The organism is Mycobacterium sp. TY815 (assembly GCF_030755135.1).
Lineage (GTDB): Bacteria > Actinomycetota > Actinomycetes > Mycobacteriales > Mycobacteriaceae > Mycobacterium.
Map to the genome: position 1 here is coordinate 894813 of NZ_JAUFRX010000001.1, position 24223 is coordinate 919035.

The window sequence follows — 24223 nt, forward strand, 5'->3', positions numbered from 1 at the left end:
CACGCCGCGGTGTGGCGCCGGCCACCTGCGCTGCATGGCGTCATATTGCGGGAGTGATGGCTACTTGTGTTGTCAATCGAAATCGCTTGAGCGATCCCGATTTCCCCTCTAACCGATTCGGCCGGAAAGTGGTAATTTTGACCTTCATTCAGGTGGAGATCTCCATACGGGAGGTGCCCAATTGAGCACACCATCGGAGCGTGCGGCGCAGTTGGCGCTGGTTTCCCGGCTCAAGACAATCTATCCAGAGGTCTCGGAGTGGCCGGCCCCTGACGAGATCAGCCACGATCACTGGCTGGCGTACATGAAGACCAGCCACGACGTCGGCGGAGAGTTTGACCATCCGCACCTCTACGAGAACAAGGAGGAAGAGCAGTGGGAGCTGATGACCTACGTGCTCTGCGAGGTTCTCGGCTGGCGGGGCATCTGGGTCTCCGAAGAGCGCCGGCGACTGGCCAACGTTGACGTAGGCCGTGCCATCTACCTGGGACTTCCGTATTACAGCCGCTGGTTGTGGTCGGTCGGCCGACTGCTCATCGAGAAGAAGCACATCAGCTGGGGAGAATTGACCGAGCGGCTGGCCGAGGTCCAGGCGCGCTATGCCGGCGGCTTGCAAGGGCGCCGCCCGGACGCGCAGCCGAAGTTTCAGGGCGACGGCACTGACGTCCCACGCAACAAGCACCACGTCGAAGCCGTCGGCATCGGTGATCCGCAGCGTTTCGCAGGTCAAGCCGGTGAGGCGAAATTCGAAGTGGGACAACGGGTTCGCGTGCGAGAGTTGCCCGCGATGTTCTACACCCGCACCCCGGAGTACGCGCGTGGCGCCGAAGGGATCATCGCCGAAGTCACCTACGAGAGCCCCGCTCCCGAGGACGAGGCATGGGACCGCGAGGACGCCAAGCCCGAGTGGTTCTACATCGTGCGGTTCAACCAGGCGCTGCTGTGGGACAACTACACCGGGCACCAGAACGACACATTGCAGACCGAGATCCCCGAGCGCTGGCTGGAAGCCGTGGGTTGAGAGGAGCGCGATCCGATCATGACCGACCACGACCACGACCACGAGCACGAGCGCACCGTCAAACCGATGGTCGACGAGATCACCGATTTCGAGGTGCTCGAGATCGCGCTACGCGAATTGTGCATCGAGAAAGGGCTATTCACCGCCGAAGAGCACCGGGTCTTTACCGAGTACGCCGAGCAGATCGGCCCCACGCCCGCCGCCCGGCTGGTGGCCAAGGCATGGTTGGACCCCGTGTTCAAGGAACTGGCGGTGACCGACGCGGTCGCGGCCGCCAAAGAGGTCGGCGTCGACTGGCTGGACCCGACCGGTTTCGGCACCCCCAGTGACTTCGTGGCGTTCAAGATCCTCGAAGACACCCCCACCGTGCACCACGTCATCGTCTGCGCACTGTGTTCCTGCTACCCACGTCCGATCCTCGGCAACTCCCCCGAGTGGTACCGCACCCCCAACTACCGGCGGCGCATCGTGCGCTGGCCACGGCAGGTGCTCTCGGAGTTCGGACTTCAGTTGCCCGACGACGTCGAGGTGCGGGTCGAGGACTCGAACCAGAAGCACCGGTTCATGGTGATGCCGATGCGTCCGGCCGGCACCGAGGGATGGACCGAAGACCAGCTCGCCGAGATCATCACCCGCGACTGCCTGATCGGGGTCGCACTGCCCAGGCCCGGGGTGACAACCAACGTGACTCCCCTGGTGCGCCCGGCCATCCGCCCCGTGGGAGCCTGACCCGTGGCGGACGAAATTCGCTCCGCTACAAGGGAATTCGCTGTACTTGACGAGATCGTGGAGAACCGGCAGACCTGGCCGGTCATGGCGGCCAAGTACGGGGTTGACAACCCATTGCCACCCTGGAAGACCAGCCTGGACGGTCTGTGCGATGTGCTCGATCGCTCGTGCCAAGGCGACGGGAGCTCTGCTCTGACGTTCAAAGAACGCCGTGACGAGGAAGACGAGCTGTCGGCCCACCGCTACGCGGGTCTTCCATACCCGGAAAATCAACTGGTCGCCCTGGCCTTTTCGTTGCTGGCCCGCGGCATCATCAGCGAACACGAGCTGCGTCAGCGGCTCGACGCGGTCCGGACCCGACTGGAGGCCTAAACCCACCGACTGGGCATTCTGTCGCCGAACCGCTAGATTCGGCGGCGGCCAAGCGATGGCTTGTGAAAGTTCACGGACGCTGGCAACCACCCACGCATCGACCGCAGGAGTATCCGTGGACGCAATCGACCATCCGGTCACGACGCGCGAGGCCGCTCTGGCCCGGGTGCATGCCTACCGGGATCGGGCCCGCGCGCGGCCCGCGACGGTGCGTGCCCTGCTCGCGGTGCTCGGGAGCCTGTTGCTGGTGGCGTCTGTCCCGCTGATCGTGGTGCTGCCCGAGGCGGGTATTCCGGCGCTGCTCGTCGCGTTACGCCTGATGGCAGTCGAAGCGGACTGGGCCGCACGAGCGTACGCGTGGACCGACTGGCGCTTTGTGCAACTGCGCCACTGGTTTCAGCGTCAGTCGCGGCTCATTCGGTGGACAATCATGGCCGTTCTGCTGCTGGTCGCGGTGGCCCTGGTCTGGCTGGTGATCTACGAGTTGTGAGGTGATCGCGCAGCACTCCCCCGGCTCGGTCTGATTTCGGTGGCCAGCCGTTCTGGCTGCTGGCGGGCGCCGCGGTCCTTCGCGCGACGTACGTGATCTGATAAGCCGATGCACTCCGCCGACTACCTGCACGCGCTGCGGCGCGACGGCGAGCGGATCGCCGCGGTGGCGGGGGCAGGGCTGCACCGCGGCGTGCCGAGCTGCACCGGATGGACTATCGCAGAATTGGTCTGGCATGTCGGCAACGTCCACACTTTCTGGCGGCAGGTCGCTGCCGGTGTCGTCGCAGGGCCGAAGAGTTACCGCGAACCCGCCCGACCAGACGAACAGTCCCTTGTGCAATGGTTTCGCGACGGTCTGCAGGAGACCGTCACCACGCTCAGCCGCATCCACCCCGAAGCCCCCGCATGGACCTGGGGGCATCGTCAGAATGTGGGATTCGTCCAACGTCGCCTCGCACATGAGACCGCTATCCACTGCTGGGATGCCGTTGTTGCGCTGGGGCGGGACGAGGCGGTGGAACCGCGGCTGGCCGCCGACGGTGTCGCGGAGTTCCTCGAGGAGGTGCTGCCGGGGATGTCCCGCGATCTTGACGGCCCGGTCCAGTCGATCCGCCTGCAGTGCAATGACATTGATGGTGAATGGACCGTTCGCGCCGGCTCCGGCGCATGCCGGCTGGTGCCTGACGGTCACGTCGACGTCACCGTGCGCGCCACGGCGTCCGATTTGGTGTTACTGCTCTGGGGGCGACGCCCGCTGGAGCGGCTGCGCGTCGACGGAGACGCCGGGGCCCTGCGGCGTTTCCTGGCGCGCGGGGCGTTCTAGGACTCGCGAGGAGGTATTACTCGCCGGCCGCCGGCTCGTAGTCGCCGGTGTCCTGGTACGTCGCGCCGAAGTGCGGTACCTCCAGCGGGCCGTCCTTTTTGGCGGCGCTGACCGCGCTGGTCAACAGCGGTGCCAGCCCGGCGAACGAACCGACGTCGAACAGCAGCAGCGTCAGCAGCCGGTTGTGCACATAGCCGAACGAGCTGCCGGACTCGGGATCAGCCCAGCCGACCGTACCGCCCAGGCCGATGTGACCGTAACCCTCCAAAAAGCCTGGCACCGGTGATGATTGGTAGCCCTGGTGGTAGGTGAACGGCAGGCCCAGGTTCAGGTCCGGCCACAGCTCAGCCTTGCCCTTCATCCCGGCGACCGCCTCCGACGAGAGCAGCCGCGTGTCGTCGATGACACCGTCGTTGGCCAGCACCGCATAGGTCTTGGCCAGTGCGCGCGCGGTCACCACACCATTGACCGCCGGTAGTTCGCCGTCCAGGAACGGCATGTCGTCCTGCAGCATCCCCATGATGCCAGGAAAGTAGATCGAACCGAGCAGCCCGGAGAACGACAACCCGGCGACCTTGGGCGCGATGAAATCCAGCAGCGGCGTGGGAATCTTCGACTGCGGCAGCAGCGTCTGTGCCGCCTTGGTCGGTGAGTCGGCGGGCGGTCGGCCCAAATGCAGTCCGTCGGTGTTCAGCGGGCGGGCCAGCTCTTCGCGGAACAGCTGGCGCATCCCTTTGCCGGTGACCGCGCGGGCCAGCCCCGACAGCAGCCACCCGTAGGTGATGGCGTGGTAGGCCGTTTTGCCGTGGGAGTGGTCGACGGGTGCGGCTGCCAGCCGCTCCTCCATCTGCAGGTGGTCCATGATCGTGTGCTTGTCGACACCCTTGAGGTGGGACAGGCCGGAGCGATGCCGCAGCACGTCGCTGACCGTGATCTCGGACTTGCCGTTGGCCCCGAACTCCGGCCAGTACTCGGCGACCGGGACGTCGTAGTCCAGCAGTCCACGATCGACGAGTAGATGAATAATGGTGGCGGCCAAGCCTTTTGTCGCGGAGAACACCATGGCGCCGGTGTCTTCGGTCCAGGGCACCTTGCCCTTGCGATCGGAATAACCGGTCCACACGTCGACGACCGGTTTGCCCTCGATGTACACCGAAAGGCCGCCGCCCCCGAACATCTTGCCGGGGTAGAGGCCGGCGAACGCGCGGACGACATTCAGGAAGTGCGGATCGCATGCTCCCTGTACGCCGGATGGGAGGCCATTGTCGGTGGTGAGGACGGTCGGTTTCGCCATACCGTGCATGATTGCAGCCTCCGGGGCGCCCGGCGCACAGGATCGCCAATTTTCTCGTCGCGCGCCGCTACATCCAGATGCGGCCCAGTGCGTCCGCCAGGGCCGTCGGGTCCTGCTTGTCGACGTTGCAGCTGATCGCCACCGACGTCCGCCGGTCGCTGCTGACGCGGAACGCGGTGACGAACCCGGCCCACGCGCCGTCATGTTCGAGCATGCCGTTAGCCAGGGAGTAGATGCCGGCGCCGTAGCGGTCACCGCCGCCCGGCTCGGTCGGCACTGCTCCGGACAGCTGCGCGTCGAGCAGACTGGGCCCGCCCACCTTGCCGGTGCGGTAGTTGTCGGCCCACCGGACCAGTTGGCTCGGGGTGGTCTGAATACCCCCGTCGCCAACCTGCTCCCACCTGGAGTCGGCCGCCTGAAAGTCGCCCCCGCCCTCAGTCTCGGTGTAGGACAACGCTTTGCCGGGGATGCTCGCGGTCGGGTCCATCGCCATGGTCAGGCTCAGCGGTGTGAAGATCTCGGTACTGAGGTAGTCCGGAAGCGGCCTGGTGGACAGCCGGTGCACGATCTCACCCAGCAGCAGATAGTTGGAATTGGAGTACTCGAAGCGGGCGCCGGGCTTGAAGACCAGCTCCGGCGCTGCCGCCAGCGCCTGCAATGCCTGCGCCTCGGTGGTTCGGTCGGCGTAGCTGAAACCCTGTTCCTGCAGCAGGCCGACGTAGTCGGGGATTCCGCTGGTGTGGTGCATCAGCTGCGCGAGCGTGACATTCGCGGCCCACGGGGGCATTTCCGGCAGGTACTGGGCGAGCGAATCGTCCACGGTCAGCTTTCCGGCGGCGGCCAGCAGCAGGACGGCGGTCGCCGTGAATTGCTTTGATACCGAGGCAATGTCGAAAACCGTCTCCGCGGTGATCTTCGCCCCGTTGTTGATGTTCGCCAGTCCCGCCACCCCGGCCCAGGCCACCTTGCCATCGATGCCGACCGCCGCCGAGCAACCAGGCCCGTCGGCCTTGACGGCGGTGTCCAGCACGGCCTGACTGCTGCCCGCTTTGACAGTCGACGTCGTGCTGGTGGCGGCGGTGGCCGGGGTGCGCGCGGGGTGGGTGGCCGTGCATGCGCCGAGGGCCAGTGCCGACAGCAACGGCAGAGTCAACGACCAGAAAATCGTTTGCACGCCGCGGGTTGCGCTTGTTAGGAAGACAGCCATGGACGGGAGCAACGACATCTCAGCGTGAGCTTCGGCTCGCATTCCTTCGTCACATTCCTTTCGCACCTGCCGTTGCCCATGTGAGGACCCGCCCGTGTCTATTTCCTGTTCGAATCTGTCGTTTGGGTGGCCGGACGGCACCCGCGTTTTCGAGGAGCTGTCATTCGTCTTCGATGCCGGCCGCACCGGTCTCGTCGCACCCAACGGTGCCGGAAAGACTACGCTGCTCGAGCTGCTCGCCGGCCGCTATCAACCTGACAGGGGCAGCGTGTCGGTGCAGGGAGTCGTCGGCTATCTGTCCCAGCAGCTGCCCTTCACCCCGGAATTCACGGTGGCCGACGTCCTCGGTGTCGCGCCCGCGTTGGCGGCGCTCGAGGCGCTGGCCGGTGGAGACGTCCGTGACGAAGTCTTCGCCGCCGTCGGTGACGACTGGGATATCGCCGATCGCGTTACCGCTAAGCTGGATCGCCTCGGGCTGGGCCACCTCGCGCTGGACCGGCGGCTGGACACCGTTTCGGGTGGGGAGATCGTGACCCTGGGCGTGGCGGCCCAGCTGTTGCGGCGGCCCGATGTGCTGCTGCTGGATGAACCCACCAACAATCTCGACAGTGACAGTCGTCGTCGTCTTTATCAGGTGCTCGACGACTACAGCGGTTGCCTCGTGGTGGCCAGCCACGACCGGCTGTTGCTCGACCGGATGGACCACATCGCCGAAGTTATTTCAGACGAAATCCGTTGCTATGGAGGCAATTACACGTTCTACCAACAAGCCGTTCAGCACGAGCGCGATGTTGCCGAACAGCGACTGCGCAGCGCCGAACTCGACCTTGCGCGCCAGCGGAGGGACCGGCAGAAAGCGCGTGAACGCGCCGCACGACGCACCGGCAATGCGGTGCGCAACCGGCAGCGGCTGGGCTTGCCCAAAGCACTCCTGGACAAGCGTGAGAGCAGTGCTCAGGAGTCTGCCGGGAAGTCGGATCGGCTGCATGCCGCTCGTGTCGAGGCAGCGGGCGCCCGCGCCCACGAGGCCGGCCGCGCCCTGCGCGAACCTCCGCGGATCGTGGTCGATCTTCCGGACACCCTCGTGCCCGCCGGTCGGAGCGTCTTCACCGGAACCGGCATCCAGGTGCGGCGGGACGGCGTGCCGCTGTTCGCCGGTCACGGCATCGACCTGAGCATCCGGGGTCCCGAACGCATCGCTCTGACGGGACCCAACGGCGCGGGCAAGTCCACCCTGCTGCGCGCGATCGGCGGACGGATTCACGCTGAAGGCGCGCGGCGCCTCCATGTCCCTGTTGCGTATTTGTCGCAACGCCTCGACATTCTGGACCAGGAACTTTCCGTCGCCGGCAACTTCGCCGAGTTCGCGCCGAGTATGCCGCAGGCCGACCGGATGACGCGGCTGGCGCGCTTCCTTTTTCCTGGACAGCGTGCCCATCAACCGGTGTCGACCCTGTCGGGCGGCGAACGGCTGCGGGCCACACTGGCCTGCCTCCTCAGCGCAGAGCCGGCACCTCAGCTGCTGCTGTTGGACGAGCCCACCAACAACCTGGACCTAACCAGTGTTGCCCAGCTCCGCAGCGCGTTGACCGCCTATCGGGGCGCCTTCGTCGTCGTCAGTCATGATCACCGGTTCCTCGACGAGCTGAACCTCGACCGCCGGCTCCGACTCTGCGGTGGCCGGCTAACTGTCGGAGCGCAGCAGCCGTCCGACGAGTGACCGGTTCGGGTCGGCTTCACGCTCGGCCAGCATCAACTCGATGCCGTGTTCGACCGCTGCCGCGGTGCGCTCACGCACCTTGCGTGCGGCGTTGTCGTTGGCTTCCTGGCCGCTGAATTCGGTGGTGTCGATCGGCTCACCGAACCAGTAGTACTGGCGCTCCGGACGCGGCACCGGGGTCAACCCGACTCCGCGGACCAACGGCGGACCGTCGGGTGTGCCAAGCACTTTCTCTGCGAAAAACTGCACCGGCGCCATCAATTTGGACTCGTTGTCCAAGACGATGTCGATGCCGTGTTCGGCACCCACCGAGGCGAACGGGATGATCGGATAACCGAACTGAATTGCCAAGCGCGCGAAGCCGAGCCGGTTTTTCCATACCAGTTTGTACTGCTCGTTCTTGCGTTTGTTGACCTCGCGGCCGCCGCCGGGAAACACCATCACCAGGTCGCCGCGGCGCATGAGCTCGGACGCGTTCTCCCGGGTGCCGTCGACGACGCCCATGCGGATCAGCGCATCGCCCCAGCCGGGAACCTTGAAGTGCGCATGATCGCCCAGCGAACGGACCATCCTGCCCCGCTCCCACAACTCGGCGGCCAGCAACGGCGCGTCCACCATGCCGAGCGTGTTGTGGTTGCCCACCAGCAGGGCGCGCTCGGTGGGGACGTTGTCTATGCCGTAGACCTTGGGTTTGATCAACCTTCGCAGCGGCTTGATCAGGTTCAGCGCGGCTGCGACATCAGCCTTGGTGGGGGTGGGTGGGACGGATACGGTGTCGGCGTCTGGCACACGGAGAGTATGCGCCCGCCCGCGCCGAAGCGGAATCGTTTTCGCCCGTCAGATCGGGTGGCTATATCGCGGCCCGGTAGGGTACCCGGCAGCACAGTCTCGGGCAGTCGTCACGGTGGGAGTCAGCATGTCGGGTCGCAAGTTCACTTTCGAGGTCAACAAGACCACCAGCGCGCCTCCCGCGACGGTGTTCCGCTTGGTCGCCGACGGCGGCAACTGGTCGTCCTGGGCGAAGCCGATCGTCGTCTCCTCGAGTTGGGTGCGCCAGGGGAACCCCGCTCCCGGCGGCGTGGGGGCGATTCGCAAGTTGGGCATGTTCCCGGTGTTCGTACAGGAGGAAACCGTCGAGTACGAGCAGGACCGTCGACACGTCTACAAGCTGGTCGGCTCGCCGCAGCCCGCCGACGATTACCGCGGCGAGGTGGTGCTCACTCCCACGGCTTCGGGAGGCACCGACATCCGCTGGAGCGGCTCGTTCAACGAGAAAGTCCGCGGCACCGGCCCGGCGGTCCGCGCGGCGATGGGCGGTGCGGTCAAGTTCTTCGCCGGCAAGCTGGTGAAGGCGGCCGAACAGGAGTCCGGAGCTGCCCGGTAGCGCTGTCGCGCAACGCGTTTCGTTACTGCTGCGCCCCGAGTTCGTCCTGGTACTTCTTGGTCATGTGCTCGATCGCCTGCAACTGCGTCGCAGCCAGATCGTCGCGCATTTGGCCGGCGCGCGTCGCGGCATCCAGCGTCGGCTGCGCCTGGCCCTGAAAATGCGGTATGACCTCGGCGGCGAACAGCTCGGCGGATCGTCTGGTCGCCGCCGGGTTGGCCCACTCGTGACCCATCTGCAGCATGCAGCCGAAACCGCCTGATTGATCCCACAACCGTTGCACCTGCTCGCGGGCGCGCTCGGGTGTGCCGATGACTCCGGCGCCGTTCTCGTTGATCATGTCGATCATCTCGTCGAGCCGGTCCCCCGGCATCGTCATCTGCGGGAATGCGGCGACCTTCTGGAAATAACGGAACCACGGCTCGATGCCGAATTTCACGTCGGCGCGGGCCTGCTCGTCGGTCTCGGCGATGTGCATGGGGCCGACCAGGCTCCAATTGCTGCGGTCGACGCGCGTCCCGAACGCCTTGGCCCGTTCCTCGACGATGCCCCAGTGGTAGGCCAGCGCGTCGAAACCTTCGATCGTCAGCGTCGCGCCGATGGAGAGCAGGCCGATTCCGTGCTTGCCGGCCAGCCGCGCACCGGTGGGAGACGCGACGGCCGCCACGGCGAGCGGGATGCCTCCGTCGGAATACGGTGCGAGCTGCAGTTTGGCGTCGAAGAGTTGGTGGGTGGCGGTCTTGGCGGAGACGGTCTCCCCCGCCAGCAAGCGGACGACGATGTCGAGGTTGGTTTCCAGCAACTCACGGGTGTCGGTGGGGGTCAGCCCGATCATGGACGAGTCGGTGGGCAACGAACCCGGGCCCATCCCGCCGATGATGCGACCGTGTGTGAGGTGGTCGAGCAGCATCAACCGGTCGGCTACCCACAGCGGGTTGTGATACGACAGCGAGATAACGCCGGTGCCGAACCGGATCCGCTTGGCACGCTGGGCCGCGGCTCCGATGAACACCTCTGGCGAGCTGATGATTTCGCTGCCGGCCGAGTGATGCTCACCGATCCATGCCTCGTCGAAACCGAGTTCGTCGAGGTGCTCGACGAACTCGAGGTCACGCTGCAGGGCGAGCGTCGGATTGGTGCCGGCGCGGTGGAAAGGGGCGATGAAATATCCGAACCTGAGCTTCGCCATGGTGGCTCCCTTGTTGTCGGCGCTGCCCGAACTTTACGCCCGACGACGATGCGCGCCGGGACGGCGGGGTGAGGAGTTGGGCCGGTGTGTGGGGCCCGACGACGATGCGCGCCGGGACGGCGGGGTGAGGAGTCGGGCCGGTGTGTGGGGCCCGACGACGATGCGCGCCGGGACGGCGGGGTGAGGACGACGATGCGCGCCGGAATGACAAACGAGGACCGGGTTGCCCCGGTCCTCGTTTGGATTTTCAGTTAGCGATGGTCAGTCGATCACGGAATGCTGCCGCAGATGTTGCCGACGCAGCCGCCGCCGCCGCCGGGTCCGCCGCTGCCACCGCCGACGCCCGGAATGCTGCCGCCGCCGCCACCGGGTCCGCCACCGCCGGTGGGTCCGCCCGGAATGCTGCCGCTGCCGCCTCCGGGTCCGCCACCACCAGTGGGTCCGCCCGGGATGCTGCCGCCGCCGCCGTTCGGACCGCCGGTGCCCGTCGGCCCGCCGGGCGCGCCGCCGGGTTGGGTCTCGGAGGGTGCCGCACCGCTGGACGGTGCGGTGCTGGACATTGTCGTCGTCGTCGTCGGCGTCGTCGACGACGACGGGGTGGTGCTGCTGCTCGGGCCCTTGTTATCTCCGCCGCCACAGGCGACGGCCATGACGAGCATGGCTCCACCGCCGAACACCGCAAAGGCAGTTCTAGCTCCAGTTCTCATCAGCTATACCAATCTCCACTCTCGTCTTGCAGGGATGCTTGGGCGGCATACCCCGTAATTTGGGCAAGGAAACTGCTGACGACGGCATCTTTGCAGCCCGTAGGAATCGAGGAGCCGAACGCTGCGCCAGCAGGGCCCCTTGCTGGCGGCAGGTGTCTCGAATCAGGTTGGCGTTCAACAACATCAGGGCAAGTCAGCTCGTCTGCCGATTCTGGCGCTTGATCAACCCCGCTGCCGGCCTGGTCCGGTGGGTGATGCGGTGTGCCGCGGTGGAGCGGCGGGCCACGGTGTCCCAGGCCCGCCGCGGGATGCAAAAACATTGGACGTGAACAGCTTTCTAGAACATGAAGCACCCAGACGAAGACAAAAAGGCCGATTTTCCATAATTTGGACATTTGCGAGATGTAGTAGTTGGTTGTGCAGATTGTGTTTGGCCGATTTCAAGATCATTCTGCGACGCGACGCTCCCGCTCCGCTGGGCGGCTGAATTCCCTTGTTGCACTGCATGCTCCGTGCCATCTCGCGCGGTCTCGGCTTTGACAAAGCGGCTGGAACTTCCGCTCCGTCATTGCGATGTAAAGTTATTTTTCACAGCTACCTATAAAATATCACGTTTCGATAACATTTAGATCGCGTTTAGATAAATCCCCCCGTTTGAACCCCAGATCACCGCGTAGCTTGGCCGCTACGAACACCAGCTTGTCGACGTCCGTGGGTGGGGGGTCTCACCGGTCGTCAGGGGCTGTCACGGCGTAGATGCCACCTTAGAGAGGTAAGGCGATGAGCTTCCTTGTGCTGCCCCCCGAGATCAACTCTGCCCTGATACACGCCGGGGCGGGATCCCAGCCGATGCTGGCCGCGGCGGCAGCATGGGACGGGCTGGCCGGTGAACTGGCGACGGCCGCGGCGTCATTTCAATCCGTGACGTCCGGCCTCGTCGGCGGGGCGTGGCAGGGTGCGGCGTCCATGGCGATGGCGGCGGTCGCGGGTCCCTACGCTGCGTGGCTTTCCGCGGCGGCTGACCAGGCGACCCGCGCCGCCACGCAGGCCGGCGCGCTGGTTACCGAGTTCGAAGCGGTCCGCTCAGCGATGGTGCTGCCAGACTTGGTCTCCGCCAACCGTAATGAGATTGTCGCACTGGTGATTTCGAACCTCTTCGGCCAGAACGCCCCCGCTATCGCGGCCGTGGAGGGCATCTATGAGGAGATGTGGGCCCTGGATGTGTCAGCGATGGCTGCCTACCATGCCGGGGCTTCGGCGGTAGCCGCCGGACTGACGCCGCTCCTTCAACCGCTGCAGAGTCTGGCGAGCCTGCCCGCCCAACTGGCAGCCGCGCCCAACGCGATCGCGGCCGTCGTCAGCGCCGCTGCCGCCGCGCCGACCGTGACGAGCAACATCAACCTGGGCCTTGCGAACAGCGGCATGGGCAACGTCGGCAATGGCAACTTCGGCAACTTCAGTCTCGGCAGCGGGAACCTGGGTAGCTACAACCTGGGCGGCGGCAACCTGGGCAGCTACAACCTCGGCTTCGGCAACCTGGGTAGCAACAATTTCGGCTTCGGCAACCTGGGCAGCAACAATTTCGGCTTCGGCAACATCGGTGCCGGCCTGACGGCCGCGGTCGGAAACGTGGGCTTCGGCAATACCGGCAGCAACAACTTCGGCTTCGGGAACACCGGCAGTGGAAACATCGGCTTCGGTAACACGGGCAACGGGAACATCGGCTTTGGGCTGAACGGCAATAATCTGCAGGGAATCGGCGGCCTGAACTCGGGCACGGGCAACATCGGGTTGTTCAACTCGGGCACCGGCAACATCGGCATCGGGAACTCGGGCACCGGAAACTTCGGCCTGTTCAACTCCGGAAACAGCTACAACACCGGTATCGGCAACGCCGGCGAGGCCAACACCGGTTTGTTCAACACCGGCATCGCCAACTCGGGCATCGCGAACATCGGTAACTACAACACGGGCAACTTCAACCTGGGCAGTTTGAATACGGGGAACTGGAACACGGGCAACTCCAACACCGGCGGATTCAACCCCGGCAATCTGAACACCGGCTGGGGCAACATCGGCAACGTCAACACCGGGGCGCTCAATACGGGGAGCTACAACAACGGGTTCTTCTGGCGGGGTGACTTCCAGGGCCGGGCCGGCTACTCGGGCAGGCTGATCATCCCGGCGATCGGCTTGAATCTCGATGGGCTCGGGGACCTCGGTCCAATAACCCTGCCGCCGATCGCGGTTCCTGAGATCGGGTTGGGCATCAACAGCAACGGCGCGCTGGTTGGCCCAATTACGTTGCCGCCTATCACAGTTCCTGAGATCGGTCTGGGCATCAACAGTAATGGCGCTCTGGCCGGCCCAATCTCCATCCCGCCGATCACCATTCCCACGATCGGGCTGGGCATCAACAGTTCCAACGCGTTGGTCGGTCCGATCACCATCCCGCCCATCACTGTTCCCACGATCGGTTTGGGCATCAACAGCAACGGTGCGCTCGTCGGTCCAATCACCGTTCCGCCCATCACCATTCCCACGATTGGGCTCGGCATCAACAGCAGCGGCGCACTGGTCGGTCCAATCACCATCCCGCCGGTCACTCTCAACCAGATCGAGCTCAAGCTGTCGAGCGCCCCACTGTTGAACATCCCGATCACCTTCCCGGCATCACCGTTGGCGCTTGGATTGTTGGGCGTCAACCCGACCGTGGGGACCGTAGGCCCCGGCACGGTCACGCTCGACGTGGGCAAGATAACGGTGGGCGGTGGGATAGGCGGTTTCAGCACCCCGACGATCACGCTTCCGGGCATTCCGTTGTCTGTCAACGTCGGGGGCGGCATCGGGCCGGTAAGCACCCCCACCATTTCGATCCCCGGAATCCCGCTGAGCGTGAACGTCGGTGGGGGCATAGGACCGTTCACTCTGTTCCCCAACCAATACTCGATTCCGGAAATCCCGTTGAGTGTCAATGTGGGCGGCGGCCTCGGCCCGGTCACGCTTTTTCCGAATGGATACAACCTTCCGCCGATCCCGTTGGGTATCAACGTAGGTGGCGGCCTGGGCCCCTTGACTGTCTTCCCGAACGGCTACACGCTGCCCGCGATACCGCTGGGTATCAACGTAGGAGGCGGGCTGGGCCCAATCACGATATTCCCGAACGGTTTCAGTCTTCCCCCCATCCCCCTGGGCCTTCAGGTGGCCGGCAGTGTGGGCCCGATCGAGATCCCGATCAACATCGGCGGCCCGGGTTTCGGCAACACGACAGCCACGCCGTCGTCGGGATTCTTCAACAGTGGCGCCGGCGGGACGTCGGGTATCGGCAACTTCGGGTCCGGCAGTTCCGGCTATTGGAATGTTGCGCAAAGTCTCGGGAACTCCGGCTCATTCAACGTCGGGCCGCTCACCTCGGGGATGTCGAACTTCGGCAACACGGTCTCGGGGCTGTTCAACACCAGCACGGCGGGCATGGCGACCGCGGCTTTCAACTCCGGCATCGCCAACACGGGTGATCATCTCGCCGGCTTGTTGCGCAATGCCGCAGGGGGAACCACGTTCAACCTCGGCTTTGCAAACGATGGCACTCTGAACACCGGCGCCGCTAACGTGGGCATCTCCAACTTCGGCCTTGGCAACGTCGGCAGTGTCAACATCGGTGGTGGCAACGTCGGGGCTGGGAGTTTCGGCTTCGGAAACCTCGGCGACAACAACTTCGGGTTCGGCAACCTCGGCAACGGCAATGTCGGGTTCGGCAACACGGGCCCCGGGTTGACCGCCGGAATGCAGAACTTCGGTTTCGGCAACATCGGTAACGGCAACATCGGCTTCGGCAACACGGGTAACGGGAACATCGGGATCGGACTGACGGGCAACAACCAGATCGGGATCGGTGGTCTGAACTCAGGGATCGGCAACATCGGTTTCGGCAACTCGGGCAACGGCAACGTCGGGTTCTTCAACTCCGGCACCGGAAACTTCGGCATCGGAAACTCCGGCAGCTACAACACCGGCCTGGGCAATGCAGGCAATGCCAACACCGGTTTCTTCAACGTCGGCAGCGTGAACAGCGGTATTGCCAACGTAGGCAGTCACAACACCGGCAACTTCAACGCCGGCAGCGTGAATACGGGCGATTTCAACCCGGGCGACCTCAACACCGGCCTGTTGAACCCGGGCAACATCAACACCGGCTTGTTGAACAACGGCGACGTCAACACCGGTGCGTTGATTACCGGCAACTTCAGCAATGGCATGTTCTGGCGCGGTGACTACCAGGGACTCGCCGGCGTCTCGGGCACCATCACGCTTCCCGCTATCCCATTGAGCGTCGAGGTGGCCGGCGCTGTGGGACCGATCACGGTGCCCGACATCACGATTCCGGCGATTCCGCTGAATTTGGTCGCTGCCGGCGGACTGGGGCCGATCACCGTTCCGAACATCGATATTCCGGGGATTCCGCTGAATTTGTTGGCGGCCGGCGGCCTCGGTCCTATCACCGTGCCCGACATCAGCGTTCCGGGCATACCACTCAATCTGGTCGCTGCCGGAGGTATCGGGCCGATCACCGTGCCCAATGTCAATATTCCGGGAATACCGCTGAGCCTGCTCGCGGCTGGTGGCATCGGTCCCGTCACGGTGCCTGATATCACCATTCCGTCGATTCCGGTGGCGCTGGAGGCCAGCGGCGGAATCGGTAATGTCACCGTGCCCAACATCACCATTCCTGGCATCCCCGTGACGGTCGGTGTGACGATACCGATCGGCATTTTCATCGGCCAGATTCCGTTGAATGTCGGGGGTGTCATCACGGGTTACATCGGCCCGATCCCGCTGAGCACATTCACCGTGGGACCGGTGCTGACCGGTGGCACCGAGCCATTCAGCATCAACGGCTTCAGTATCGAAAAATTTGGCCTGGACCTGCCGCTGAAGGGCGCGACCAACCCGTTCACCATTGCCGGGTTCAGTCTTCCGGCGTTCGGACTGAACCTTCCGCTGAGCGGAACGACCAATCCCATCACCATCACCGGCTTCAGCCTTCAGCAAATCGGTCTCAACGTTCCGCTGAGCGGGACGACGAACCCATTCACTATCGGTGGGGTCAACATTCCTGAGATCGGACTCAGCATTCCGTTGAACGGATCCACCGACCCCTTCACCATTGGTGGCATCAATATTCCGCGAATTGGCCTCGACATCCCGTTGAGCGGCAGCACCAACGCCGTCACCATCCCTGGTTTCAGCATTGGCCTCGCTCCGCTGAATGTCGCGCTGAACGGAGGGCTCGGGCCGATCAATATTCCCATCAACTTCGGCGGACCAGGCGTAGGAAACACCACGTCCGTGCCATCGTCGGGCTTCTTCAACAGTGGGCTGGGCGGGGCATCGGGCTTCGGCAACGTCGGATCTGCGGTGTCGGGATTCTGGAACCAGGTGCCCGATACATTGTTGGGCGCGGTTTCGGGCTCCTTCAACGTCGGCGAGTTCGTATCCGGCATGTCGAACTGGGGCAACGCCGTGTCGGGCTACGCCAACACCAGCTCGGTTGGCCTGATGACGGCAGCCCTCGACTCCGGCTTCAGGAATATCGGCCAGAAGCTCTCCGGGTTTTTCACCACCGGGACAGGGCCTTAAGCCGCCAGCTTCGTGATCGCCGGATTGCGGTAAGAAGTTACCGGTGGCGATCGCCCATCTGGCGCGGCGTGCCCGCGGCAAAGTACATGGGCTGCACGGGATTTCGTCAGCGCTGCCTAGTGGCAGACAGCCCGGCTTGGCGTCCCTAGCGACGTCGGCTCAGAGTTCTGATTTACCGCCGGGTCGGGTTCTCTCAACAACGGAACTCACGTCCTGCTGACAAGCGACTGGAGTCGTCGATGGCAGGGAAATTCCAACTGCCGCGCCGATGGGTTGTCTGAACAAGAGCGCTTTCAACATTTCCGCCGACACCGAAGTCCCACCTCGGCCGGCGAATGTGTAGCTGGACTCTCCAAGCCGTGCGGTCGCCCACCCTGCCTGAGGATCGGCAGGGGGACAACGCGTTGGGGGACAACGCATTGGGGGACAACGCATCACAGCCGGTTCGGCTACCCCTTGGAACCTGCGGTGCCGGCGCTGCCGGTAGACCCGATCGCGCCAGCGCTGCCGTCACTACCGTTGGTGCCGTAGGGCCAGGCGATGCTGTTGTAGGCCGCGCCGCCCTTACCGGCAGTACCGCCGCCACCGCCGAATCCACCGCTACCGCCAGCGCCGCCGTCACCGCCGATACCGCTGCCGATCAAGCTCCCGTTGGGTCCTAGGCCGGCGGTGCCGCCACTGCCTCCGGTGCCTCCGGTGCCTCCGGTGCCGCCAGTGCCGCCGTTACCCCCGTTACCTCCGTTGCCGCCAATCGCGATGGTGTTGCCGGTGCCGCCGTCGCCACCAGTGCCGCCAACCGCTCCGGTGCCGCCGGACCCACCGGCGCCACCGACGCCGCCGTTGCCACCGAGCGCGTTGCCGCCGCCGTATCCGGCATTGCCACCGGCGCCGCCGGCGCCGCCCAGACCTCCGGTGCCGCCAGTGACTCCTTGACCGCCGTTGCCGCCCGTACCGCCGGTAGCGCCGTAGCTGGGATCTCCCGAGTTGGTACCGAAGAACGAGAGCCCGGCCATGCCACCGGTGCCGCCCTTGCCTCCGCCGAAGCCGCCGTTGCCGCCGTTGCCGCCGTTGCCGGGATACGTCGCGCTGACCGGAATCCCCACGCCGCCGAGCGCATCTCCGCCGGTGCCGCCGTTGCCGCCGTTGCCGCCGTATCCGCCGGTGCCGCCGTTACCGCCGACGCCGCCGGCTGCGTAATTACCTATCGAGACTTGGGAACCGGTTCCTCCCATGCCGCCGTTGCCGCCATTGCCCCCGCTTGGCCCGCCGTTTCCGCCGTTACCGCCCGCCCCGCCGTTGGCGTTTCCGTATCCAGCCGTGAGGACATTGCCTCCGCCCTTACCGCCGGTGCCGCCGGTCTGTCCTGGGGCGGTGGCGTCGGCGCCGTTGCTGCCGACCATCCCGACATTGCCTTTGCCGATGAGGACGTCGGGTGGTTGAGTGCCGTTGGCAGCCGATCCGTTCTGCGGGTTCGCTGGGGTTGGGTTGACACCGGCCGACCCGAGGCCGCCTGCGCCCCCGGCGCCACCGTTGCCGCCGCCTCCGGCATTGCCTTGGATGCCCGCAGAAGCCCCGACGCCGCCGGCGGCGCCGCCGGCACCGCCGTTCCCGCCGTTTCCGCCGGCGCCACCCTTTCCGCCGGAACCTGCGTTCGCGGCACCGGAGGCACCGCTGCCGCCGCTCCCTCCGCTGCCTGCATTCCCGCCGTTGCCGCCATTGCCGGCGCCAGCGCCGCCGACGACCGCCGGCGCCCCGCCTACGCCACCGGCACCGCCATTTCCGCCGGTGCCTCCTGCGGTGCCCGCAGCACCCGGGGTGCTGCCGGAAGTGCCTGCGGCACCGAAGCCTCCGTTCCCCCCGCGGCCCCCATTTCCGCTGACGCCCACCGGGTTTCCGCTCGAGGCCGGCGCGCCCGCCTTGCCGCCTGTGCCGCCGGTACCGCCGGTGCCGCCATTGATGGAACCTGATACCCCGGCGCCGCCGGATCCACCGTTTCCACCGTTTCCGCCGTTCCCGGTGACGCCCACGGAGCCGGCCTTCGCGCCGAGTGCGAGAGCCGTGCCCGCCGCACCGGCCTGGCCGCCGGTCCCGCCCGTTCCGCCGGACCCGCCGATGGCACCGGCACCGCTGGTTCCACCGGTGCCGCCGGTTCCTCCGACGCCACCAGCACCGCCGTTGCCGCCATTGCCGGAAATCGCGCCGCCGGCACCTCCCTTGCCGCCGGCGCCGCCGTTACCACCATCCCCGCCGGTGCCGCCGTTCTGGCCGACGAGGGTCGCGTCACCGCCCTTACCGCCAGTCGCACCGGCCCCGCCGGCTCCGCCGTTTCCGCCGCTACCGACCGGTCCGGCGTCGCCACCGTCACCGCCGCTACCTCCGGCGCCGCCGGGTGTGGTCGCCGCGGCGCCGGTGCCGCCGGTGCCGCCGTTGCCGCCGACGCCCATGCCGCCAGATTTGCCATTCGCTCCGGCGGTGCTGCCGGCACCGCCAGTACCACCGCTGCCACCGTTACCCGGAGTCCCGCCTTGGCCACCTTTACCGCCGGTGCCTGAGCCCCCGCCATCAAAGGTGCCTGTGCCGCCGGCCCCGCCGGTGCCTGCGGACCCGCCGAAACCACCGTTGCCGGCGGCACCGCCGGCGCCCGCGGTACCCGTTCCGCTGGCGCCAGTGCCGGGAGTGCCGCCAGTGCCGCCGTTACCGCCGGACCCGCCCTGACCACCGTTGCCGCCGTCGCCGCCCGCCAGGCCCAGGCCGCCGTCAGCGCCGTTGGCGCCGGCCCCGCCAACGCCACCGATACCGCCTGACCCGCCGGACCCGCCGTTTCCGCCGATTCCGGACAGCGTTCCGCCGGCACCACCCTTACCGCCGGCACCGCCGGTACCACCGCTACCGCCCGTGCCGCCATCCTGACCGGCGATGGTCGCGTCCGCGCCCTTGGCGCCGAATGTGCCGGCACCGCCGGTTCCGCCGGAACCGCCGTTGCCGACCGGTCCTGCATCACCGCCGTCACCACCGGTTCCGCCGACGCCGCCAGGCGTGGTTGCCGCCGCGCCGGTGCCACCCGTGCCACCGTTGCCGCCGACGCCCATCCCGCCGGACTTCCCGTCCGCACCGGCCACACCGCCGCTGTTTCCGCTACCGCCGATACCGCCGGCGCCACCGGAGCCAGGTGTCCCGCCCTGCCCGCCCTTGCCGCCGGCGCCAGAGCCGCCGCCCGCGAATGTGCCGGTCCCGCCGGCACCACCGCTGCCTGCGGTACCACCGAAACCACCGTTGCCGGCGGCTCCGCCCGCTCCGCCTTTACCTGTGCCGCCGGCGCCGGTGCCCGGAGCGCCGCCGACGCCGCCGTTACCGCCCGTGCCGCCCTGACCACCGTTGCTGCCCGCTCCGCCGGCCAGGCCCTCACCGCCGTCAGCCCCATTGATGCCGGCTCCGCCGGCGCCGCCCACGCCGCCCACACCGCCGGCCCCGCCGGCGCCGCCGACACCGGCGAGACTGCCGCCCGCACCGCCCTTGCCGCCTGCGCCGCCGACGCCGCCACCGCTGCCCGTACCACCGTTTTGGCCGGTGACGGTCGCGTCGGTGCCCTTCTGGCCGGCGCCTCCGGCGCCTCCGGTCCCGCCGGTCCCACCGTTGCCGACTGGTCCGGCGTCGCCGCCGTTACCTCCGTTGCCGCCGTTGCCACCCGCCGTGGTCGCCGCAGCGCCAGTGCCGCCGGTGCCGCCGTTGCCGCCTGCGCCCTGGGCGCCGACCTGACCATTCTTGCCACCGCCGCCGCCGGTGCCGCCGTTGCTGCCGCCCAGGCCGCCGGCACCACCGGCGCCGACCGTCCCGCCCTTGCCGCCGTCGCCACCGGTTCCGGTGCCGCCGTTAGCGAAGGTGCCGGTACCGCCTTTGCCGCCGTCTCCGGCGGCGCCGCCGAACCCGCCGTTGCCCCCTGCTCCGCCAGCGCCATCCGTACCGCTGCCGAAGGCGCCGGTTCCGGCGGTCCCGCCAGCGCCGCCGGCGCCACCCTTACCGCCCAGGCCTCCGTTGCCGCCTGTTCCTCCATTGAGCCCCAGGCCGCCGTCGCTACCGTTGGCGCCGTTACCTCCGAAACCGCCGAGGCCACCTTTACCGCCAGCCCCACCGCTACCACCGAAGCCGGCGATGTTGCCACCGTTACCACCGGCGCCACCGGCTCCACCGGTTCCGCCGCTGCTGCCAGCGGTCCCGTTATCACCGGGGTTGCTCGCGTTAGTGCCTTGCGCACCCACAAATCCGTTGCCGCCGGCGCCGCCCTGGCCGCCGTTGCCGACCGACCCGCCATTTCCGCCCTTGCCGCCAGCGCCGCCGGCCCCACCGGCGGTGGTCGCGGAGGCCCCGGTACCGCCGAGGCCGCCATTGCCGCCGGCGGCCGGGGTGCTGCCCGCCGCGCCGTTGGCGCCGGACTGGGCTCCGGTGCCGCCGGCGCCGCCGAGTCCGGCGAGTCCGCCCGCCCCGGGGTTACCACCGTTGCCACCGTCACCGCCGTTGCCGGCCACGCCGCCGACCACAACGCCGTTGCCGCCGGCGCCACCGTCACCCGGTGCTCCACCCTGACCGCCGTTGCCACCGGCTCCGCCCTGGCCGCTGACGCCCTTGCCGAGGGCAGTGCCGCCGACGCCGCCGGCGCCGCCTTTGCCGCCGGCACCGCCGCTGCCGCCGTCGCCGCCTGTCAGGCCCGCCCCGCCAGCGGCTCCTGCGATGCCGGCGCTTCCTGCCGCGCCGTTTCCACCAGCGCCGCCGGTACCACCGTTGCCCGAGATCGACCCGCCGGCCCCACCGGCACCGCCGGCGCCGCCGGCGCCGCCGGCGTTGCCGTTTGACCCGGCGCCGGCCACCGGCGCACCGGCGAGGCCGTTACCCCCGGCTCCACCGGCGCCACCATTGCCGACCGATCCCCCGTTACCGCCCTTGCCGCCGTTGCCGCCTGCGGCGCCGGCCACGACCGCGTCGGCGCCTGCGCCGCCTGCACCGCCGTTACCGCCGAGAGTTGGAGTGCCTCCGGTCTTGCCGTTAACGCCTGCCGTGACGCCGCTACCGCCGGCCCCGCCGGTTCCGCCGGCACCGGCGTTGCCGCCGTTGCCCCCATCGCCGCCCGGATTGGCGACACCGCCGACGACCAGGCCCTTGCCGCCGGCCCCGCCGTCTCCGGCCACACCACCAGCACCGCCGTCACCGCCTGCCCCGCCAACGCCCGCGCCGAGCGCGACGCCGCCGGCCCCGCCGGCCCCGCCCTTTCCGCCGCTCCCGCCGGTTCCGCCGGCCAGGCCCGGGGCGGCTGCCGCGCCGGCGCTACCGCTCGCACCCGTGCCGCCGGCACCGCCCGCGCCGCCGTTGCCCGACGTTGTTCCGCCGTTACCACCGGCACCGCCGGCCCCACCCGCGCCGCCCGCATTGCCGTTCGCGCCAGGCGCGCTGGCGGCAGCCCCGGCCATGCCGTTGCCACCGTCGCCGCCTTTGCCGCCGTTGCCGAACGCGCCCGCGTCACCACCGCGCCCGCCGGCACCGCCATCGCCGCCGGCCGCGCCGGCGTCACCGCCCCGACCGCCGTCGCCGCCATTGCCGTTGGGAGTGGTGGCGTTCGCTCCGCCGCCGCCGGCGCCGCCGTTACCGCCGCCAGGCGTGATACCGGACGCGCCGTTGCTGCCTGCGTTGGCGCCGGCGCCTCCGCCCAGGCCGCCGACTCCGCCGGTGCCTGGGGTACCGCCCTTGCCACCGGCGCCGCCCTGACCGGCGACACCGCCGACGACCACGCCCTTGCCGCCGACCCCCCCGGAACCGGCCACGCCGCCGTCCCCGCCGGACCCGCCTGCCCCGCCGTGACCCGCGGGGCTGAACAACGCCCCGCCAGCGCCGGGCGCACCGCCGGTTCCGCCGGCCCCGCCAGCGCCGCCGTTGCCGCCGGCTCCACCTGTCAGGCCAGGGTCTCCAAGGGCGCCATGGCCGCCCGACCCGCCGATGCCACCGATGCCGCCGGCACCCCCGTCACCACCGGTGCCGAAGAGCAGTCCGCCTCGTCCGCCGATTCCGCCGTTACCGGCGGCACCTCCGGCGGTACCGCTGGTGCCGTTCTGCCCCCCGGTGATGCCGTCGGTGCCGTTGGTTCCGTGAAGTCCGCTGCCGCCCGCGCCCCCGGCCCCGCCGCCTCCGGTAATCCAGCCCGCGTCGCCACCGGCTCCACCCGATCCGCTCTGGGTGCCTCCGGCGCCACCGGCACCGCCCGCGCCGCCGTTGCCGAACAGAAGGCCGCCGCTGCCGCCCGGACCTCCGGTGCCTCCGGTGCCGGAGGTCGACAGGCCACCGGCACCGCCCACGCCGCCCGTACCGAACAGTGACGCGGTACCGCCGCCACCACCGGCGCCACCGATGCCTGAGGCCGAGAAGCCGCCTGCCCCACCGGCTCCGGCGGCGCCGAAGAGTTGGGCCGATCCGCCCGCCCCGCCGGAGCCGCCGATGCCGGTAGTTGACGATCCGCCGGCGCCGCCCGCCCCGCCCGAGCCGATCAATCCCGATACGCCGCCGCTACCGCCTGCCCCACCGTTGGCGCCGTTCAGTCCGGTCACGCCGGAGCCGCCGGCGCCACCGTTACCCCAGAGAATCCCGCCTGCGCCGCCACTCTGGCCGGTGCCCGGTGCGCCGTTGGCACCGTCGCCGATGAGTGGACGTCCGAGCAGGGCCAGGGTGGGCGCGTTGACGATGTTCAGCGTCTGCTGCATTAGCGTTGTGCTCAGAGCTTCTGCGCTGGAATACGAAGATGCGGTTGTCTGTAATGTGCGAACAAATTGATCATGAAAAGCAGCAGCTTCGGCGGCGAGATTTTGGTAGTTGGCGGCGTGCTCGCCAAACAGAGCGGCGATACGCGTCGAGACCTCGTCCGCGGCGGCCGACATCACTTCGGTAGTGGGCAGCGCCGCTGCGAAATTGGCTGCGCTGATTGCGGATCCGATGCTACCGACGTCCGATGCGACCGCCGATAGGGTGCTCGTTGCTGCAATCACGTACGACATGGCGCTAGATCCCACTTTCCCGCAAGTAGCCCGATCCGCCGATGCTATTCGTCAGGTTTGCGAATGGTCGGATTTCTCTCGTTCGTTATCTAAACGTTATTGACGGCACAGGTAGTGTCGATGAGCTTTACATACGGTCATTAAACGAAAGATGTGTATCTATTTGTCAGCGCGCTGGGCAGTGTGTTGCTGAGTCGGTTCGCGCACCTCGAATGTCCTGCCGGAGCCCACCTTTTCAGAGCCGGTGCGGCCCGTTGCGGGAGTCGGCTTCTGAACATGGGTCTCGGGCGTCGGCAGTGCCGACGCCTTGGACTTGCCGGCAGTTGTCGGAGCGTTCTTCCCTGGCCGCCCGTCGTCGGCAGCCGGGTCACCTCAGGGCGGGTAGAGATTTTCGCGCGTTCTTCCGCCGCCGCGGCTGCTCCACTGTAGGCTCCCCAACCGGGGTGGGGATCGGTCCGTGTCTGCCGTGTCGTGTTGTTCGGACAGCCTTCGGTTTTGCGAGCTGGGCATGACCTATTTGCGCCGAATATGCGTCTATTTCGCCGTGCGCTGGGGACGTATTTGACTCCTTATGCCATTTCACGGCCAAGGCAACCCGGCGTGGTCCGGAGTGCGAA

14 protein-coding genes are annotated in these 24223 nt (G+C 67.6%); 8 read left to right on the plus strand and 6 right to left on the minus strand.

Features of this window, described 5'->3' with window-relative positions:
- The first annotated feature begins 181 nt into the window (after positions 1–181).
- The 5 genes from QXK92_RS03880 (at position 182) to QXK92_RS03900 (ending at position 3437) form a co-directional block, all read left to right on the plus strand.
- Positions 182–1021, plus strand: coding sequence for an SH3-like domain-containing protein (locus QXK92_RS03880; protein ID WP_306240345.1), 840 nt, complete (start codon positions 182–184; stop codon positions 1019–1021).
- 18 nt (positions 1022–1039) lie between these two features.
- The gene (scnC, locus tag QXK92_RS03885; RefSeq protein WP_306240346.1) at positions 1040–1750 is read left to right on the plus strand and encodes a thiocyanate hydrolase subunit gamma; all 711 of its coding nucleotides are present in this window, start codon (positions 1040–1042) and stop codon (positions 1748–1750) included.
- 84 nt (positions 1751–1834) lie between these two features.
- The gene (locus tag QXK92_RS03890) at positions 1835–2122 is read left to right on the plus strand and encodes a thiocyanate hydrolase (protein ID WP_306244179.1); all 288 of its coding nucleotides are present in this window, start codon (positions 1835–1837) and stop codon (positions 2120–2122) included.
- A 115-nt stretch (positions 2123–2237) separates the two neighbouring features.
- Positions 2238–2612, plus strand: coding sequence for a hypothetical protein (locus QXK92_RS03895; RefSeq protein WP_306240347.1), 375 nt, complete (start codon positions 2238–2240; stop codon positions 2610–2612).
- Positions 2613–2720: 108 nt separating this feature from the next.
- Positions 2721–3437 carry a maleylpyruvate isomerase family mycothiol-dependent enzyme gene (locus tag QXK92_RS03900; protein ID WP_306240348.1) on the plus strand — a complete coding sequence of 239 codons (717 nt, stop codon included), beginning with the start codon at positions 2721–2723 and terminating at the stop codon, positions 3435–3437.
- 16 nt (positions 3438–3453) lie between these two features.
- On the opposite strand, the gene QXK92_RS03905 is transcribed toward QXK92_RS03900, so the two are convergent.
- Together QXK92_RS03905 and QXK92_RS03910 are read right to left on the minus strand one after the other, a co-directional pair.
- Positions 3454–4731: a serine hydrolase domain-containing protein gene (locus tag QXK92_RS03905; RefSeq protein WP_306240349.1), complete on the minus strand. Its 1278-nt coding sequence runs from the start codon at positions 4729–4731 to the stop codon at positions 3454–3456.
- A 67-nt stretch (positions 4732–4798) separates the two neighbouring features.
- Entirely contained in the window at positions 4799–5884 is a 1086-nt protein-coding gene (locus QXK92_RS03910) for a serine hydrolase domain-containing protein (RefSeq protein WP_371934270.1), read from the minus strand.
- A 148-nt stretch (positions 5885–6032) separates the two neighbouring features.
- Here QXK92_RS03910 and QXK92_RS03915 point away from each other — a divergent pair, with 148 nt between their 5' ends.
- A complete protein-coding gene (locus QXK92_RS03915) occupies positions 6033–7658 on the plus strand; it encodes an ABC-F family ATP-binding cassette domain-containing protein (RefSeq protein ID WP_306240351.1) in 1626 nt (541 codons plus the stop codon).
- Here the strand turns inward: QXK92_RS03915 and QXK92_RS03920 are convergent.
- Positions 7623–8447, minus strand: a complete 825-nt coding sequence (locus tag QXK92_RS03920; protein WP_306240353.1) for a lysophospholipid acyltransferase family protein — start codon at positions 8445–8447, stop codon at positions 7623–7625. The two genes, QXK92_RS03915 and QXK92_RS03920, sit on opposite strands and share 36 nt — an antisense overlap.
- A 127-nt stretch (positions 8448–8574) precedes the next feature.
- Here QXK92_RS03920 and QXK92_RS03925 point away from each other — a divergent pair, with 127 nt between their 5' ends.
- The gene (locus QXK92_RS03925) at positions 8575–9042 is read left to right on the plus strand and encodes an SRPBCC family protein (protein ID WP_306240355.1); all 468 of its coding nucleotides are present in this window, start codon (positions 8575–8577) and stop codon (positions 9040–9042) included.
- A 22-nt stretch (positions 9043–9064) separates the two neighbouring features.
- On the opposite strand, the gene QXK92_RS03930 is transcribed toward QXK92_RS03925, so the two are convergent.
- Together QXK92_RS03930 and QXK92_RS03935 are read right to left on the minus strand one after the other, a co-directional pair.
- Positions 9065–10231 (minus strand): LLM class flavin-dependent oxidoreductase, encoded by a 1167-nt coding sequence (locus QXK92_RS03930; protein ID WP_306240356.1) that lies wholly within the window; start codon positions 10229–10231, stop codon positions 9065–9067.
- 269 nt (positions 10232–10500) lie between these two features.
- Entirely contained in the window at positions 10501–10938 is a 438-nt protein-coding gene (locus QXK92_RS03935) for a hypothetical protein (protein ID WP_306240357.1), read from the minus strand.
- Positions 10939–11718: 780 nt separating this feature from the next.
- Here QXK92_RS03935 and QXK92_RS03940 point away from each other — a divergent pair.
- Positions 11719–16575 carry a PPE family protein gene (locus QXK92_RS03940; protein WP_306240358.1) on the plus strand — a complete coding sequence of 1619 codons (4857 nt, stop codon included), beginning with the start codon at positions 11719–11721 and terminating at the stop codon, positions 16573–16575.
- A 449-nt stretch (positions 16576–17024) separates the two neighbouring features.
- Here QXK92_RS03940 and QXK92_RS03945 read toward each other — a convergent pair whose 3' ends face one another.
- On the minus strand, positions 17025–23606 hold the full coding sequence (locus tag QXK92_RS03945; protein ID WP_306240359.1) for a PE family protein: 6582 nt from the start codon (positions 23604–23606) through the stop codon (positions 17025–17027).
- Positions 23607–24223: the final 617 nt, after the last annotated feature.